Raw genomic sequence first — 16,437 nt, 5'->3', positions numbered from 1 at the left:
TTTTTGAAAAATTCAAAGAATATCCGGAATTCCGCCAGGATGCAGGCAGGACCATTGCCCGCGAGGACCTTCGAATCCTTACTCAAACCGAAAAAAGTTCAATCTCTCTGTAACGTTTTGCTGTCCTCTGTCTTTGTTCGCATGAGGACGTCCGGAGAGGTTCCTCCTATGGCGTTGCCGATCATCCATCGGGTTTTGTGAATGGATGCAGGCACAACGCCGTACTGAGACTTCTGGAAACGCCATAAATGAAATGCGAACTATCACTCAGCTCCCGCTCATATTCGTAGCTCTTCTTCTGCCGAACTTTGCAGAGCGAGGACTTGCGCAGCAAGCCCCTCTGACCTTACGAGAAGCAGCAGGTCTCTCATTATCCAAGAGTCCGGAAAAACGAATCACCCAAGCCGATATCGCCACCGCCCAGGCGGGAGCAAAGCTGGCAAGGACTGCCCTTCTCCCCAACTTGTCCTACTCCGAAGCTGCGACACGGGGAAACGATCCGGTCTACGCCTTCGGTACTCGTTTACGGCAGCAACGCTTCCAGCAGAACGATTTTGCTTTAAACCGGTTGAATCGCCCCCTACCGCTGAACAACTTCACTAGCCGCTTTTCAGGCCAATGGGTTGTCTTCGACTCCCTGCATACTCAGGCAGAGATTCGCAAAGCAGACCTTCTGGCAAAGGGTACAGAGGCCTCGGCTAGTCGCTCGGATCAGGAAATCCTGCTACGTGTTCTGCGCTCTTATGAAGCAATCCTTCTGGCAACTCGAGAGGTAAAGACAGCAGAACATGAGGTGGAAACAGCCAAGGCACTGCTTGACTCAAGCGAAACCCGCGTACAAGCGGGACTGGCGGTCGATGCAGACAAGCTTTCCGCTGCTGTCAATCTTGCGGCACGCCAGCAAGATCTGATCGCCGCTCAAGGCAACGTCTTCATTGCTTGGGCAGAATTGGAAGCAGCAATCGGCACGCCCATTTCACAGGAACAGCGTCAACTACAGCCATTGATCGAACACTCTTTTGAAGAGCAGCCTCTATCGGCCATCGTCGCTCTCGCCCTAAAGACAAGACCCGACAGGAAAAGTCTTGGGTTTCAAACCGATGCGCAAAAAACAGCCGTTGCCTCTGCGCGGTCGGATTTTGGCCCCAAGATCACCACCTTCGGTACATGGGAAAGTAATCGCGAATCCTTTACCGGTTCGGGCGGAAACAATTGGATGGCTGGAGCAGAACTGCGTATCGACCTTCTTCCTCTGGCGAAACGCGAACATCTGAAGATGGAAAAGATAGCGCTCTCCAAAGCTGAAGCCAGCACAGAAGCAGCAGACCAGCAGATCCTTCTGGAGGTAAGCCGTGCCTATTATCAACACCAATCCGCTAAGCAGATGGTCAAGGTAGCGCACGCTTCCATGGATCAGGCGGAAGAGAGTCTTCGCATTCTCAAAGACCGCTATGAAGCCGGTTTGGTAACTGTAACAGAGCTCTTAAGAGCCGAAGATGCTCAAAGACAAAGTAGCCAGAGCTATTGGCAATCTGTCTTCCGCAACACCCTTACCTTTGCCGAAATGCAACTTGCCGCTGGAACACTGACACAGGCCAGCATGGAGAACTTCGAATGAGCGCCAGAATAAGTTTCGCGATTCCCTTCCTGACCTTGGCTGCATCTCTGACCTTTGCAGGGTGTGAGAAAAAGACGAATGCCCCCTCGCAACCAGTCACAGTAACAGGGCTTACAACGGCGCAAGCACAGATCCGACAGACCCCGACCGTAGTACCGGTCTCGGGAACCATTCATGCTGAAGAGTCCGCTAGCCTCTCCGCACAAGTAACCGGGCGTATTGCACATATCACGGCCAAAGAAGGCGATGTGGTTCGGGCCGGGCAAACGCTGCTAACACTTGATGGAGCCCAGATGCGGGCAGAGGTCGATCGAGCGCAAGCCTCCATTACAGGTGCGGAACAAGAAGTACAAGCGGCACAAACCGAAGCCGCACTGGCAGCAAGCACTCTCAAGAGATACCAGTTGCTTCGCGAAAGAAAAAGTGTGAGTCCGCAGGAATTTGATGAGGTTGAACGTCGTGCTCAGGCAGCCAATGCTCGACTCGACTCTCTTCGTGCACAAGTGACAGGTAACAAGGCCGCAGCTAGCGGAGCACATGCGGTTCTCAGTTATACGCGAATACAAGCACCCTTCAATGGAATCCTTACAGCCCGGCATGTCGATCCCGGAACTATAGCAGCACCAGGACTTCCACTTCTGGAAGTGGAAAAGCGTGGCAAACTGCAACTTCATGTCACTGTCGATGAATCCCTCCTCCGCAATATGCAGAAGGGAGCATCCATTCAACTGGAAATTGCCTCTCTTCCTTCACCTCTCCTTAACGGTCGCGTCGCAGCAATCGTCCCCTCCGCCGATCCCGCAAGCCACAGCTTCCTGGTGAAGATCGACCTGCCGGAGACACGAGGACTTCACTCCGGCATGTTTGGGACCGCAAAGATCCAAACTGGTTCTCATTCCGCTTTGTTTGTCCCGCAAGCAGCGCTGGTAACACACGGATCGCTCAATGGGCTATGGATACTCGATGCCAATCATGTCGCTTCTCTCCGCTATGTCACAACAGGAGAGAAGCAGGATAGAGATATTGAAATACTCACCGGTGTAAGCGACGGGGAAATACTGGTGCTAGCACCGGGAGATCGCGAATTAAGTGGTAAGCGTATCGAGGTGCGGCAATGACAGAGTCTCTCGGCTTGGCAGGCCGAATTGCCAAAGCCTTTTTGAATTCGAAGCTGACTCCGCTGATCATCGTCGCATCTCTGGCACTAGGAGCCTTTGCTGTCCTCATGATTCCACGCGAGGAAGAGCCACAAATTGCAGTTCCCATGCTCGACGTAACAACTTCGATGCCCGGAGCCTCCCCTGCCGAAATCGAGCAACAAGTTACCATCCCTGTCGAAAAGTTGCTGCGCGAAATCCCGGGAGTTGAATATGTCTACTCGACTTCCAGCCCCGGCTCAAGTCTGGTTATTGCCCGCTTCCTGGTAGGCACAAAGGAAGAAGACGCGCTAGTTAAGGTCTACAGTAAGCTCTACTCCAACATGGATCGCTTCCCTCAAGGGGCTTCACAGCCAATGATCAAGGAGCGCTCCATCGATAATGTACCGATCCTCTCTCTTACTCTCTGGGGTGAAAAATACTCGGGCTACCAGCTGCGACAGATTGCAGCCGAATTGGAGCACGACATCAAACAAGTTTCGGATGTATCCGAAACACAGATTCTCGGCGGGCAACCACGCACCATGCGTGTCGTCTTGAACAATGAGCGGTTAAGTGCATATGGGATCTCGTCCAATAATGTAGTGACCCGGCTCCAGTCCGCGAATGCCCGCCGCGAAGCGGGCCAGTTCGCTGCCGGGAATCAGGAGTTCCGTGTCGATGCAGGAAACCTCTTTCAACGGAAAGAGGATCTCGAACAAGTTGTTGTTGGAGTCAAGCAGGGACATCCAATCTACCTCAGGGATGTTGCAGAGCAGATCATCGATGGCCCTGCGGAGCCGAACAACTACGTTCTCTATGGTGTAGCAGCAGGACAACATAGCGCCGCACCCGGCGGTGAATATCAGGCCGTCACTATTACCGTTGCCAAGCGGAAGGGTACCAATGCAACGGATATCGCCAATGCAGTCCTAAAACGTCTGGAGCAGATGCGTGGAAACAGCTTCCCCACTGACCTGCATATCACGACTACGCGCAATTATGGGGACACGGCGAAAACAAAGTCCGATGAGCTGCTCAAGCATCTCTTCCTAGCTACGATATCTGTAACTTTATTGATTGCTATATTCCTCGGCTGGCGCGAGTCCGGAGTAGTTCTGCTGGCAATTCCCGTTACGCTCGCCTTGACTTTGGCAATCTTTTATCTTTATGGCTATACCCTGAATCGGGTTACGCTTTTCGCCTTGATCTTTAGTATCGGCATTCTGGTCGACGATGCCATCGTAGTTGTCGAAAACATGGTACGGCACTTCCGCATGCCGGAGAACAAGGGCAGAGCCCCTCATGAAGTCGCCGTCGAAGCGATAGCCGAGGTAGGAAACCCCACGATTCTCGCCACCTTCGGAGTCATCGCCGCCATTCTTCCCATGGCCTTTGTACACGGGCTAATGGGTCCTTATATGCGTCCAATTCCGGTCGGCGCATCTTCGGCGATGCTCTTTTCTCTGCTTGTGGCCTTTGTGGTCTCGCCGTGGGCTGCGCTTCGTTTGCTAAAGCACGAAGCAGCAAGGCACGGAAAGGAAGATCAAAGTGAAGGCAAGATGACCAAGCTTTACCGCCGCATCATGTCTCCGCTGATCACATCGAAAAAATCTCGCTGGATCTTTCTGGGCGGAGTTGTGGGTCTGCTCTTGATTGCAGTCGCTTTCGTTCCGCTCAAGCTGGTGCGAGTGAAGATGCTTCCCTTCGATAACAAGAGTGAGTTCCAGGTAATGGTCGATATGCCGGATGGAACAACGCTGGAGGAGACAACAAGAGTCGCACAAACACTCGGACACTATCTCGCGCAGCAGCCGGAGATTGCCAATTACCAGATCTATTCGGGACTTTCCGGTCCTTACAACTTCAACGGATTGGTGCGGCACTACTACTTGCGCCATCTTCCGAATCAGGCAGATATTCAAGTCAATCTGCTTCCCGCTGGCGACCGGAGTGTGCAGAGTCATGAGATTGCCAAGAGACTGCGCCCGGAACTGGTCAAGCTAGGATTGCCCTACGGAGCACGCATCAAGGTCAGCGAGGTTCCGCCAGGACCTCCGGTGGTACAAACCTTGGTTGCTGAAATCTATGGCCCGGACTTTTCCGGACAACTTGACGTTGCCCAAAAAATCAAGCAGATCTTCCAGCAAACAGCCGGAGTCGTCGATGTGGATTGGTATGTAGAAGACCCTCAACCGAAGATAATCTTCAGAGTTGACGAACAGAAGGCAGCACTGCACGGTATCGCCGTTACCGACGTAGCCCGAGCCCTTACTGCGGCTGAATCAGGGACGCAGGCCGGTCTATTGCATATCGAGCAAGCTCGCGAACCCGTTCCCGTTCTCGTTGAAACCAATCGTTCCGAACGCTCTTCGCTTGAAGCATTGCAGAACATCAAGCTCACAGGGTCAGACGGAGTACAAGTCTCCCTGCGGGAGCTAACGGAAGTAAAGCAATCGACACTGGAGCCAAGCATCTACCGCAAGAACATGCGCAGGGTCGTCTATGTCACCGGAGATGTGGCAGGCGCCGAAGAGAGTCCGGTTTATGCAATCTTCAAGATGAACAGTGCTCTCGACCATCTGACGCTTCCTTCCGGTTACACCCTGGCGCGCTATAACGCCGTCCAGCCGGATTCAACAGACCATTACGCGATGAAGTGGGATGGCGAATGGCATATCACCATCGAAGTATTTCGCGACTTGGGATTGGCTTTTGCGGCGGTGCTCATCCTGATTTACGTCCTGGTCGTCGGCTGGTTCCGTTCGTTCATTATCCCGCTGGTAATCATGGCCCCGATTCCACTGACACTGGTTGGAATCCTGCCGGCACACGCGATGCTGGGCGCGTTCTTTACCGCAACTTCAATGATTGGCTTTATTGCGGGTGCAGGCATTATCGTACGGAACTCGATCATTCTGGTGGACTTTATCGAGCTTCGCCGGGCTCAGGGCATGCCGCTGGGAGAGGCAGTGATCGACGCAGGAGCCGTCCGCTTCCGTCCGATGTTACTCACGGCAGCAGCTGTCGTTGTTGGGGCCAGTGTGATTCTCTTCGACCCAATCTTTCAAGGGCTGGCACTCTCGCTCATGGCCGGAGAGGTGGCCTCGACGCTGCTCTCGCGGCTGGCAGTACCGGTTCTCTACTACATGGTAGAGGCCCACAAAGAAGCTTCTCCTGTATCGACTGAGCAAACAGTTTTCTAGAAAGGACTTTATTATGACAGTAGAACGTGGACTTCGAATGCTAGCTGGAATTGCCGTACTAGGCTCACTCGCGCTGGCTCATTGGATATCGCCCCTATGGTTATGGCTCACCGTGTTTGCAGGGCTGAATCTGTTACAGTCGGCTTTTAGCAACTGGTGCCCCGCGATACCGATCCTTCGCGCTTTGGGCTTTCGGACTTCGGATAATCAACATAGTTGCTGCAGGTGACGAATGCATGAACGCAGATTCTCTCCAGAACAGGCTCATCGTTTGGACGATCCGGAACGAATGACATGGCTTCCTCCCGACGAAATTCTGGCTAAGCTCGATCTACGCCCAGGGCAAACGGTCGCGGACATCGGAGCAGGTACAGGCTATTTTTCCCTCCCTCTTGCCAGGGCTGTAGGCATTACGGGAAAAGTCATCGCTGTCGATGTAGAACCGCAGATGCTGGCACTACTCCAAGGCAAGCTGGCATCCGCAAACATCGGCAACATCGCGTGTCGGGCTGCCGACGCGGAAAAAACCGGACTTGAGAGAAACAGCTGCGATATCGTTTTTCTTGCCAATATCTGGCATGAGCTCGATAAACAAGAAGAGATGCTTGCAGAAGCATCCCGAATCTTAAGAAACGATGGGAAGTTGGCTATTCTCGATTGGAGAGCCAATCTGGACAGACCGCCGGGGCCGCCACAGGCTCATCGCATTTCTCAATCGGAGTTGCAGTCTATGCTAGAGAAGGCTGGCTGGAAAGTGATCGCAGCTTCTGAGATCGCACGTTTCTCATACTTGGTGATTGCAAAGAAACCCACAGAGACACATTAGGAGAATTATGGAAATCACGGTCAAATACCTCGATCAGGTACGCTTTTCAATTCAGGCAAGAGAGCATACTGTTATCTGCGACCAGCCAGTTGACAACGGTGGTAACGATACAGGAATGACACCGCCGGAATTTCTCCTAGCTTCTCTGGGATCCTGTGCCGGATTTTATGCAGTGCAATATCTGAAGCGACATAACCTCTCTACCGAAAATGTCGAAGTAAAGGTGACTGCGGAAAAGATAAAGCCACCGGCACGCCTCACCAACTTTGTTATTCAGATCAACACGCCACTGGATCTTGCCGAAGAGCAAAGGCAAGGATTGACTCGCTCCGTACATCAATGCTTGATCCACAACACGCTTCTTAATCCTCCCAGTATTGCTATCGAACTCAATCAATCTCAGGTGACTCGGTAAGACCCCAGAATCTCCTCCGTGGCAAAGGATACCCAAAACTTTGCCACGGAAAGATCACCCTTCCCCACGGATTCCTAACAGGACGAGTTGCGTCATAGCTCCCAGGCTCATATTTCTGAATCAATATTTTGTGGCGGAACAGGCGCCATCATGGAATAATTCTTGCCAACCTTATGGAATACTTTCTGCTTCTGGTTCTGGCAGTTATCTGGTTGATAACAAGAAATCGTGATCGCGAAAAATATGAGCAGGTACTAAAAGAGCTACATAACCGGCTATATTTCTTAGAAGATCGGCTTCGAATCCTGGAATCGAAGCAAGTAGCAGGTGACCTGCTTGCTTCTCGTGAGCATGCCACTCCGGCAACAGCCTCCGTTACATCGTCCGTGGCGCCTCCCGAACCTCCGAAGCCAGCCATTCCCAAAGAAAATATCACGCCCGAAGATAGTTCAAGTGAAGGAGTAATCGCGCCGCAGGTTACCGTAAAGGCTGAGCCAGTCTTACTCAAGTACTCAGGTAGCAACCAACCTCAAGAGGGATTACCGGATACTACTCTCCCCATATCTAAGGGAACGCCAAATCCACGTGAAACCGTGAAAGATATTCCCTCTGTTGAGAAGCTTCCACCGGCACGCGCCACTGCCTCGCTGGAGGAAAAGCTTGGAACCAATTGGCTCAATAAGCTAGGCATCATAACGCTGGTCTTTGGTGTCTCTCTTTTCCTCGCGTACCAGCTACGCGCCATGGGACCAGCAGGTAAAGTATTCGTAGGTTATCTGGTCAGTGGTTTTCTTCTTATTGGAGGGCTTCTACTCGAAAGGAAAAATCATTACAAGATCTTTGCCCGAGCTGGTATCGGAGGGGGATGGGCTCTTACTTTCTTCACCACCTATGCGATGTACCATATTTCTGCTACACGCATACTTTCTTCCCAATTAGTCGACCTCATCCTCATGTTGATTATTGCTATGGGGATGGTATGGCACTCCCTGCGCTATAAGTCCCAGACGGTTACCGGGCTGGCATTTCTTTTGGCATTTTCCACAGTAGCTATAAGCCAGGTATCGGTATTCAGCTTAGTGGCAAGCGCAGTACTGGCGATGGGATTAGTGCTGGTCACCAGTAAAGAAAAGTGGATTGAGCTGGAATCGATCGGCCTGATCGTTGTCTATCTCAATCATTTTTTGTGGCTATGGCGAATCGAAATAGCACGAGGTGGATTTGCCAGGAACTTCCCGGAATTCTTCCCCAGTGCAGCTCTCCTCATATTTTATTGGCTCCTCTTCCGTATTGCTTATATCCGACGGACTCCTCGCAATGATCGTGAGGGAGCCATCGCTACCTTCTCGGCAATCCTTAACTCATGCGGCCTTCTAGGGCTACTCAAATATCAATCTACGCATCCGGAATGGGCATTCTGGGGGCTCGCCTCTCTCGGCGCGGCTGAGATGGCGTTGGCATTCTACACGCGGAAAAAGCAACGCTCGGCATTTATAGTCTTGTCGACTATAGCCTCTTTGCTCCTGTTAGCAGCGATTCCATTTCGATATAGTGGCTCCAGTTGGTCCATCTTATGGCTTCTTGAGGCTGAGGCCCTTCTCATCTGCGGAATCAGAATTCGTGAGATAGTCTTCCGCCGGTTAGCCGTCTTGGCAGGATTCGGTATCGCGTTCCAGCTCATCATCAGCGATATGCTGCCGATCTTCTCTCTCCGCCAAAGCCACCCTGACAGCTCCAGCCATATTGCGGTTGCAGTCACTCTGGTAACCGGTAGTCTGGTCTATTGGATCAACGCTCAATGGCTTCCCCTTCGATGGAAGGATCTCTTCGACAACGAATGGGATACGCAAACACTCCGAGCCACTTCTTTTCTCGGAATGGCATCTGCAGCAGCCGCTCTTTGGGTCCTCTGTCCCGGAACAATTACGGCAGTAGCGTGGTTGATACTTGCTCTCACGCTCTCTTTCATCACTGACAAATTGAAGTCAGTAAATCTGTCAGTCCAGTGCGACATACTGGCAGTCATAGCTTTTCTGCGCATCTTGGTAATTAACTTCCAGGAGACAGGGCACTGGGGAAAAATCAGCCAGAGATTAGTCACATGCCTCTTGTGCAGTGCTTTGTATTATCTCTGCACTCGACGCAAAACCGTGCAGGAAGGACTTCCGCAGTATGTCCCAGCTGCCTACACATGGATGGGATCCTTACTTCTGGCACTCACTGCCTGGTATGAACTGCGTCCCATAAGCGTCGCCGTTGCCTGGGGAGTCTTAGGACTGCTGCTATTCGAAATCGGAGTCGTAAAGAATCGTTCTTACCTTAAGCACCAGGCTTATGCCGCATTGACGGCAAGCTTTATTCGAATCTTCTTTGCCAATCTGAATACGGGATTGCCAACCACCCACCTAAGCCCACGGACATATACAGTGGTTCCCTTGATCACCATCTATTACTGGATTTATGAGCGGCTTCAGCAGGAGCAGGGTCATACACGCCAGCAGCTCTTGATCGAAAACATTACGGCAAGTTTCGGAACCATAGCATTCGCCGCAGTTCTTTATTTTGAATTACGCCCTGAGTGGGTAATTGACGGATGGGCCGTTCTCCTTCTCGCGTGCATGACCATCGCATGGTCGCTCGGCCGAAAGATTTTTCTGGCACAAGGATTATTGCTGGTCGTAGCAATTTTCTTCCGTGCTGTCCTCTTCAATCTCTCCATGGCAACTCTAGCGCAAGCATCCTTCTTGGCTGGCCGGATGCCAAGCATAATCATGGCTTCTGCGATCATGCTTCTGGCGCTTCCCCTGGGCTTTCGAATCCGGAAGCTTGAACAGCGATTTTCTCTAAACGGAGGTATAGGAGCAAAGCTGCAGCTTTTACTTGCAAGGCCGGAACAAATCCTATTCTTTGCGCCATTGCTGCTCATTACCATTTTGCTTGCGCATGAAATGCGGGCCGGGATGATCACCATTGCCTGGAGTGCGCTTGGTGTCGCAACATTCCTCTTTGCGTTACTGGTACACGAACGCAGCTATCGTCTTTCCGGGTTAGGACTTTTGCTTTTAGGCGTGGGCAAGATATTGATTATCGATATTTGGAAACTTGCACCGACAGATCGCTATATCACCCTGATCGTAATGGGGGCAGCACTTCTTCTCGTTTCATTCCTCTACACAAAATATCGGGAGACCATTCTGAAATTCCTATGAAAAAGTGGCTTCCTGTTTCCATCATCGTTCTAGTGGGGGCACTGGCAATCTTCTTTGCGGAGCGGCAAGGGATAAATACCCGCCCGGGCCCCAAGGCTCTGCTTCAAATAACTGGAGACACGGAACACGAACTAAGCCGAATTCCGCTCCAGTTGGACCATATGTCCGACCAGGAAGAGATTCAAATAGGAGATAATCTTGCCAGGGAATATCAGCAACTTTGGCAGGTTGATGACCAGGAAAAATTACGTGCGATAAAGGTCGAGCAGTATCTGCAAAAGGTTGGAGAGGCTGTAGGATCGCACGCAAGAAGAAAGCTTCCCTATCATTTCCACTACATAGCCCAAGACACATTTGTAAATGCCTTTGCTCTACCTGGCGGCCACATATTTGTTGGGGCAGGGCTCCTCAAATTGATAAAAAGCGAGGATGCCCTGGCGGCGGTGCTCGGACATGAAATCGAGCATGTCGATCTCCGTCATTGCACGGAGAGGATACAAATGGAAGCACAGCTTCGACATCTTGGCGTCCTTGGTGATTTACTAGGTCTTCCCGTCGACATCTTTACAGCCGGTTATAGCAAGCAGCAGGAACTGGATGCAGATCGCTACGGAACAGCTCTTGCCGTAGCTGCGGGCTATTCCCCGAAAGGCATTCTGCAATTGCTTTCCGAATTCGAGAAACTGGAGCGTGAAACAGAAAACCCTCCTGCCCATCCTCCTGCCTCTCCTATCGATGAAGCACTCGATATCTCCTGGGAGTCGGTACAGGGATATTTCCGGAGTCACCCTCCGGCGACAGAACGGAAGATTCAAATTGAACGTCTTGTACTCTCGGAACATTGGCATCAACCGGCACTTCGTCCGCTAGAAGCTTTCTAGGTTGAATACATGATTATTGTGCAGAAATCCATTTTTTTATCTTGCGTTTAGCAAGTTCAGTTTTCCATCATCGCCTCTTTTGAAGGAGATGTAGGCTCCATCACGTTCGCAAGCTAACGAAGGAGTATCGTCCCCTTTCAGCACAAGCTTCGCAGAGGGACTACCATCCTGAGGCTGTATTTCAAAATAACTATCAGTACTCCCATTGATGGGAGCCTCTTTCGCCGTACCTTTCGAACGGAAATGAGCCACCCATCGATCATTTGATGTGATCAGATCGGCAAATTCGTAGCCCCCGGGAACCTGGAGCGGAACCTCACGTACAGTTCCTCCCGGTCTCACTTCTAAAATCGGATCATTGCTATCTTTATGCCAGACTAGAATGCTCTGACCAAAGGCGGTGAAGAAAATCGAACCAAGGAGCTTTTTTGACGCCATTGAAGGTCCGGACATTCCGTCAGATGTTCCCGCATTTGTTGTATCTCTGGCTGCTGGAAGGTCCACCACCCGCCCCATCTCTCCAGAGGACTTCAAGTAGAGCACGCGAAGAGTTGAGTTTGGATGGTCATAGCCGGAGACCAAGAGATCTCCCGTTTGAAATACTCCCAAATGAGACACGTTATAATTGACAGAAAGTTGAGTTGCCCCCTGATATATTCCGTGCTCGTCGAAGTTGACGACATAATTGTGATACTTACTCCATGGAATCCCTGCAGACGATCTTCCAGCCCCTCGCTCTGATTCCGGCTTTTCCTTCGAAGCACGAACAAGGAAATGAACGCCGGAATCAGAGGGAAAAGCATCCAATACAAGAACATCATATAGGTCAGAAATAGCAGATGTGGGATAGGTCTGAATCTTCTTCCCCTTCACGGAGACAACTGTATGTTTATTCAAGTCCTTTAGATCCAGCAGATTTAGGAATAGAGTGCCATCACTGGAACAATGAGGTGGAAATGTTGAAATAGGGGAAACCTCAATGGAGGAACTCATTTCGACCGGTTTGAATTCCAAAACCTTTGTCGAAATAGAGTTTTGAACGCTGTCTTTACTGATAGGCTCCACGGAAGCTTTCTTCTCTGGAGGTTTTATTTGCGAAAATGCTGTAAACCCATAGAAGAATGCAATAAGAAGAAGGACAACTCTGTTGGCTATCATGATCTGCACCCTCCAAATCTCCCTGTTAATCTAATAATTTTCTACGCTGCGTACTTAACGTCCACGCCCCAACATCAAGATTCCGTGGCTGCCGATACGGTTGATACAGACCTGTACAATCAGCAATTAAGAGACTTTTGTTATCAGCCACGATAGCGAGTTCTTTTAGAAAGACTGGATCATTGAGTTTGGAGTGGACCTGACAAGTACTACCATATATGTAATAAGATGGAATCTGAGATTCACAACATGTTACATAAAAGTAACCCAATGCCACTGGATATTCAGCCTGAATTGGCAAATTAACTGCGACGTTCTGCTTGCACTTGTTTGGTCCGACACAATCGATGGACTGTACTCTTGTTTCGCCACATGGAAACTGTGAAGTTTGTCCGTAAGCTGACAGACAGCTCACAAAAAAACAGTGAGGAGAATCGCTCGAATAGTGGGCATCATTGAATTTCCCTTCCTTCCGAAGCTTATTGGTGTATGACTTTCTACTATCTTCACTTTGGTAATGTCAACTCCGATTGATATCTAGGCTGAAATTTGGTGACATGGGCGATGACGCAGCACTCGGACAAATTAGCCAATGTGCAGGTTCAATAAGAGGAGACAAATCCAGTTATCCTACGAGAAACCTCAACGCAAATTAGTAAATGAGAATTTAAATCCAGTAGAGTCGAACCGGGGAAGTAGTATATGGAGTTGTTCTCTAGAGAAAAGCCATCCAAGATCGATACCGATGCAGATCTTCTGTTGAGAAAGACCTGCATCGGTACACTATTTCCTCTTGTCCGTGACAGTTTCCTGCACGGACTTAGCTTTCTATCGCCACTACCGGAATAGCAGGCTTTGGGCGTAAGCTCCGCTTAAGAAAATCGTAGGCTCCGGCAATTGCATAACAGACTACGGTAGCAATTGATCCTGTCAGAATCGTCAGCATTAAGGGACCGAAAGAAGATCTCTCCATCGCCTCCTGGATAAAGACCAGAATCGGCAAATGCAGAATATACACAGCAAATGCGTGCTTCCCCAGAAATCTCGCAAATGGTTTTGTGCTGGCGCCATACTCGCGGAACCAATACAGAAGCCCCACACACATTCCGACACAAAGGAGGGCTTCCCATAAATTCCATATATAACCTACGAGGAAGCCGCCTCGATTAAGGAAGTGTGCATGCCCAATAGAATAGGCAAATCTTGCAATCACGGCAGAGATACCGATCAATAGCCACTGCTTGCCGATCTTCTTCGGAATCTTTTCCAACCAGTTATACCGGGCAGAAATCACGCCAAAAATAAAGAGACTGCAGTACTGAGGAAAATGTGCAGGCTCCGCAGTCACACCTATCCGGATCCAGTGATCTATAGGAGACCAGATCCGTACAATCGCGCTAACCAAAGCTAATAGCACTGCATAAGAAAGCAGACTTCCGTTGCTGGGAAAAGCCCTTGATTCCGTTTGTTTTGAGGTATCCCGGCGTAAGAGGCGATAGATCGTATATGCGACGGCATAGATCAGCAGGTGCCCCAAAAACCACAAATGTGCCCAATCAAGTGGGAGGAAACTGTCTCCCCAAGGTTTCCCCTCCTGATAGTGACGAACGAGCGGAATAAAACCAAAGCCCCAAAGCACAACGGGAATACCGAAACGCCTGAAACGATCAAGGAGGAAATTACTCGCTCCCTTCCGGTCATAGGCAGCCTGAAGGAAATATCCTGAAATCAGAAAGAACAGCCCCATGAAGAACGATGCATTGCAGTGAAAGAAAGGGCCAAGCAGACGGAATTTTTCAGCATGAAATATTGGCCATTTGCCACCGGTGGGACCATATGGCTGACCGGCATGATGCATGACCACCAATATTGCAAGAAAACCCTTCAGGTTATCTAAAAAGGCAAGCCGTACATTTACGGGCTTCCGTATCTCTCTTTGTTCTACAACCATCTCACGCATAGGAGTCGCTTCTCCTCTGTGCTTTTCAAATAGGGAGGTCGTACGTCGAGACCGCCGCCATTCGATAGTCGAACTAAGCGCAAGAAAAAATCGAAGCCTATGGGACCAATGGGCTCTAGAACGGGATGAGCGGGCACAGAAGCTCGCAAAGATGCAAGAGCCCGCCGTTATCGTCTCGGCAGCAGCTGAGCAGGCGCACGTTTCACGAATCTCCGGCTCCAGACAAGCTGCTGGCCATTACGCATATGAATGCGATATTCGCCGTGGAACCAGGACTGCAATTCGGCAACAGCTTCCAACCGGACAATTGCAGAGCGATTTACCTGGACAAAGTCTTCGGGATCGAGAGTATCGAGAAAACTCTCCAGGGTAGCGCGCATGAGATAGGAACCATCCTGCGTGTGAATGCGGACATAGTTTCTCTCGGCCTCCAGGAGGTCGACACTCTCTACAGGAAGGAAGTAAGACCGCTCGTTCACGTTAATAAGCAGACGCTTGGTATAGCGTGCCTTCTTCTCTCCCAGGGAAAGAAGTTCCTGAAGATCGACTTGCATTTGCCCGCGACGGATAAGCTCCAGATGTTCAAGTGTCCGCTTCATCACCGTTTCAAATCGAGCTGGACTAATCGGCTTTAGCAAATAGTCGAATGCATGGAATTCAAAGGCTCGCAACGCATGCTGATCATGCGCCGTAAGAAAGATGATGCAGGGCCGCTCTTTCTCTTCCAACGAATCGAGAACTTTAAAGCCATCCATATCGGGCATCTGAATATCCAGGAAAACCAGATCTGGATGAAGCTCCCGAATTGCGGAAATTGCAGATGCGCCATTTTCTGCTTCGCCAATAATTTCAACCTGCGAATATCCGGCGAGAAACCGTCTTACCTTCCGGCGCGCCGGAGGTTCATCATCGACTAGAAGGACTCGGATGGCTTTCATGTGTGTGATAGGGGATCTCCAGAGCTACAAGGAATCCGCCCCCCGAAGCATTATCCCATTCAAGATTGTGCGCTGAGCCATAAAGAGCTTCAAGGCGTCTTTCTGTATTTCCAAGACCGACGCCCTTACGCAAAGTCCCACTTCCACCGTTACGTAATCCACGTCCATCATCCCGCACAAGAAGGTGCAATAATCCACCCTCCCGCTTCGCGGTCACTTCAATATGTAATGCAGAAGATTGCGGGTCCATGCCGTGCCGAATTGAGTTTTCCACCAGCGGCTGTAGCAGAAGAGAGGGCACCAAAGCGTCTTTGGCCTCAGGATCTACATCGAATTCGACAATAAGGCGGTCTTCCAAACGTGCTCGCATGACAGCAAGATAGTCTTTCAGTAGCCGCAGTTCCTCTTCAAGAGAAACCTCCTGAGAACGGGAACTATTAAGCGAATTCCGAAGAAGATCACCTAAGGCACTGATCATTTCGTCGGCAGCACGTACATCTTCATACATCGTTGCCGAAATGGCATTGAGACTATTAAAGAGAAAATGAGGCTCCATCTGTAAGCGCAGGTTTTGTAATTGCGATTGTGCCAGGCTGGCCTCCAATTGAGCGGTTTGTAATTCCCTTTGCTTGGTTTTGGTGTAAAAGTCAAACAGATAAACAAAACCTACCAAAGCCACCCAGCTCAACACATCTCCGGAAAACTCCATCAAATAGCGGGTCGGCATGTGCCCATAGTCGTAATGGCTTAATCCACATAGGGGAAAGAGTATCCAGCGGGTTACCGCATTCCAGCTGGTATGGGCAAACGAATAAACAATCACGCCGAGAATTTGAAAGGCCGTCGAACGAAACCAGCTGTCACGATGAAAGGGATATCTTCTGGCCACCCAGATCAGATACGGCAGCAAAACGAAGCCACCATAGGTTCCCGTCACCTCTTCGAGAAACGGCACCAATGGTGAAGAATGACGGCCTCTCGCTACAGAATCCAAGTATCGATAGCTGAACAGGAAGAAGGCATGAAAGTTAAAGTAGGCAAAGATCAGTAGCCAGCCCTTCCCCGGTTTTTTGAACGGCCATCGCATGAA

The 16,437-nt window shown here is 50.4% G+C and carries 12 protein-coding genes; 8 read left to right on the top strand and 4 right to left on the bottom strand.

All coding sequences use genetic code 11. The annotated features are described in order from the left end of the window. Positions 1-253: 253 nt before the first annotated feature. From AC6I7T_RS22315 to AC6I7T_RS22280, 8 genes are all read left to right on the top strand, one after another. Complete coding sequence (locus AC6I7T_RS22315; protein WP_497789910.1) at positions 254-1,618, top strand: TolC family protein; 1,365 nt, start codon at positions 254-256, stop codon at positions 1,616-1,618. Then, on the top strand, positions 1,615-2,736 hold the full coding sequence (locus AC6I7T_RS22310) for an efflux RND transporter periplasmic adaptor subunit (protein WP_497789908.1): 1,122 nt from the start codon (positions 1,615-1,617) through the stop codon (positions 2,734-2,736). The genes AC6I7T_RS22315 and AC6I7T_RS22310 overlap by 4 nt, the downstream gene beginning before the upstream one ends. Next, the gene (locus AC6I7T_RS22305) at positions 2,733-5,960 is read left to right on the top strand and encodes an efflux RND transporter permease subunit (RefSeq protein ID WP_497789907.1); all 3,228 of its coding nucleotides are present in this window, start codon (positions 2,733-2,735) and stop codon (positions 5,958-5,960) included. The genes AC6I7T_RS22310 and AC6I7T_RS22305 overlap by 4 nt, the downstream gene beginning before the upstream one ends. Before the next feature lie 13 nt (positions 5,961-5,973). Next, positions 5,974-6,189 (top strand): YgaP family membrane protein, encoded by a 216-nt coding sequence (locus AC6I7T_RS22300; RefSeq protein WP_497789906.1) that lies wholly within the window; start codon positions 5,974-5,976, stop codon positions 6,187-6,189. 3 nt (positions 6,190-6,192) lie between these two features. Next, positions 6,193-6,786, top strand: a complete 594-nt coding sequence (locus AC6I7T_RS22295) for a class I SAM-dependent methyltransferase (protein WP_497789905.1) — start codon at positions 6,193-6,195, stop codon at positions 6,784-6,786. 7 nt (positions 6,787-6,793) lie between these two features. Further along, positions 6,794-7,201 carry an OsmC family protein gene (locus AC6I7T_RS22290; protein ID WP_497789903.1) on the top strand — a complete coding sequence of 136 codons (408 nt, stop codon included), beginning with the start codon at positions 6,794-6,796 and terminating at the stop codon, positions 7,199-7,201. A gap of 173 nt (positions 7,202-7,374) precedes the next feature. Continuing rightward, positions 7,375-10,410 (top strand): DUF2339 domain-containing protein, encoded by a 3,036-nt coding sequence (locus AC6I7T_RS22285; protein ID WP_497789902.1) that lies wholly within the window; start codon positions 7,375-7,377, stop codon positions 10,408-10,410. Beyond that, entirely contained in the window at positions 10,407-11,291 is an 885-nt protein-coding gene (locus AC6I7T_RS22280) for a M48 family metalloprotease (protein WP_497789901.1), read from the top strand. Before AC6I7T_RS22285 ends, AC6I7T_RS22280 begins: the two co-directional genes overlap by 4 nt. A 36-nt stretch (positions 11,292-11,327) precedes the next feature. On the opposite strand, the gene AC6I7T_RS22275 is transcribed toward AC6I7T_RS22280, so the two are convergent. The 4 genes from AC6I7T_RS22275 to AC6I7T_RS22260 all read right to left on the bottom strand — a co-directional run bounded on the left by AC6I7T_RS22275 (position 11,328) and on the right by AC6I7T_RS22260 (position 16,434). Further along, positions 11,328-12,449 (bottom strand): hypothetical protein, encoded by a 1,122-nt coding sequence (locus AC6I7T_RS22275; protein ID WP_497789899.1) that lies wholly within the window; start codon positions 12,447-12,449, stop codon positions 11,328-11,330. A gap of 820 nt (positions 12,450-13,269) precedes the next feature. Then, positions 13,270-14,409, bottom strand: coding sequence for an acyltransferase family protein (locus AC6I7T_RS22270; RefSeq protein ID WP_497789898.1), 1,140 nt, complete (start codon positions 14,407-14,409; stop codon positions 13,270-13,272). Between the two features lie 167 nt (positions 14,410-14,576). Then, entirely contained in the window at positions 14,577-15,347 is a 771-nt protein-coding gene (locus AC6I7T_RS22265) for a LytR/AlgR family response regulator transcription factor (protein WP_497789897.1), read from the bottom strand. Further along, on the bottom strand, positions 15,316-16,434 hold the full coding sequence (locus AC6I7T_RS22260) for a sensor histidine kinase (RefSeq protein WP_497789896.1): 1,119 nt from the start codon (positions 16,432-16,434) through the stop codon (positions 15,316-15,318). Before AC6I7T_RS22260 ends, AC6I7T_RS22265 begins: the two co-directional genes overlap by 32 nt. Positions 16,435-16,437: the final 3 nt, after the last annotated feature.

Source organism: Humiphilus diazotrophicus, from assembly GCF_059726315.1.
Note: the sequence above shows the minus strand (reverse complement) of the source record. Positions and strands in the feature narration are given on the sequence as shown.

Excerpts from the sequence above, each read along its gene's own strand:
- AC6I7T_RS22315 (WP_497789910.1), top strand. The coding sequence starts at position 254 with ATGCGAACTATCACTCAGCTCCCGCTCATATTCGTAGCTCTTCTTCTG.
- AC6I7T_RS22310 (WP_497789908.1), top strand. The coding sequence starts at position 1,615 with ATGAGCGCCAGAATAAGTTTCGCGATTCCCTTCCTGACCTTGGCTGCA.
- AC6I7T_RS22305 (WP_497789907.1), top strand. The coding sequence starts at position 2,733 with ATGACAGAGTCTCTCGGCTTGGCAGGCCGAATTGCCAAAGCCTTTTTG.
- AC6I7T_RS22300 (WP_497789906.1), top strand. The coding sequence starts at position 5,974 with ATGACAGTAGAACGTGGACTTCGAATGCTAGCTGGAATTGCCGTACTA.
- AC6I7T_RS22295 (WP_497789905.1), top strand. The coding sequence starts at position 6,193 with ATGCATGAACGCAGATTCTCTCCAGAACAGGCTCATCGTTTGGACGAT.
- AC6I7T_RS22290 (WP_497789903.1), top strand. The coding sequence starts at position 6,794 with ATGGAAATCACGGTCAAATACCTCGATCAGGTACGCTTTTCAATTCAG.
- AC6I7T_RS22285 (WP_497789902.1), top strand. The coding sequence starts at position 7,375 with ATGGAATACTTTCTGCTTCTGGTTCTGGCAGTTATCTGGTTGATAACA.
- AC6I7T_RS22280 (WP_497789901.1), top strand. The coding sequence starts at position 10,407 with ATGAAAAAGTGGCTTCCTGTTTCCATCATCGTTCTAGTGGGGGCACTG.
- AC6I7T_RS22275 (WP_497789899.1), bottom strand. The coding sequence starts at position 12,449 with ATGATAGCCAACAGAGTTGTCCTTCTTCTTATTGCATTCTTCTATGGG.
- AC6I7T_RS22270 (WP_497789898.1), bottom strand. The coding sequence starts at position 14,409 with ATGCGTGAGATGGTTGTAGAACAAAGAGAGATACGGAAGCCCGTAAAT.
- AC6I7T_RS22265 (WP_497789897.1), bottom strand. The coding sequence starts at position 15,347 with ATGAAAGCCATCCGAGTCCTTCTAGTCGATGATGAACCTCCGGCGCGC.
- AC6I7T_RS22260 (WP_497789896.1), bottom strand. The coding sequence starts at position 16,434 with ATGCGATGGCCGTTCAAAAAACCGGGGAAGGGCTGGCTACTGATCTTT.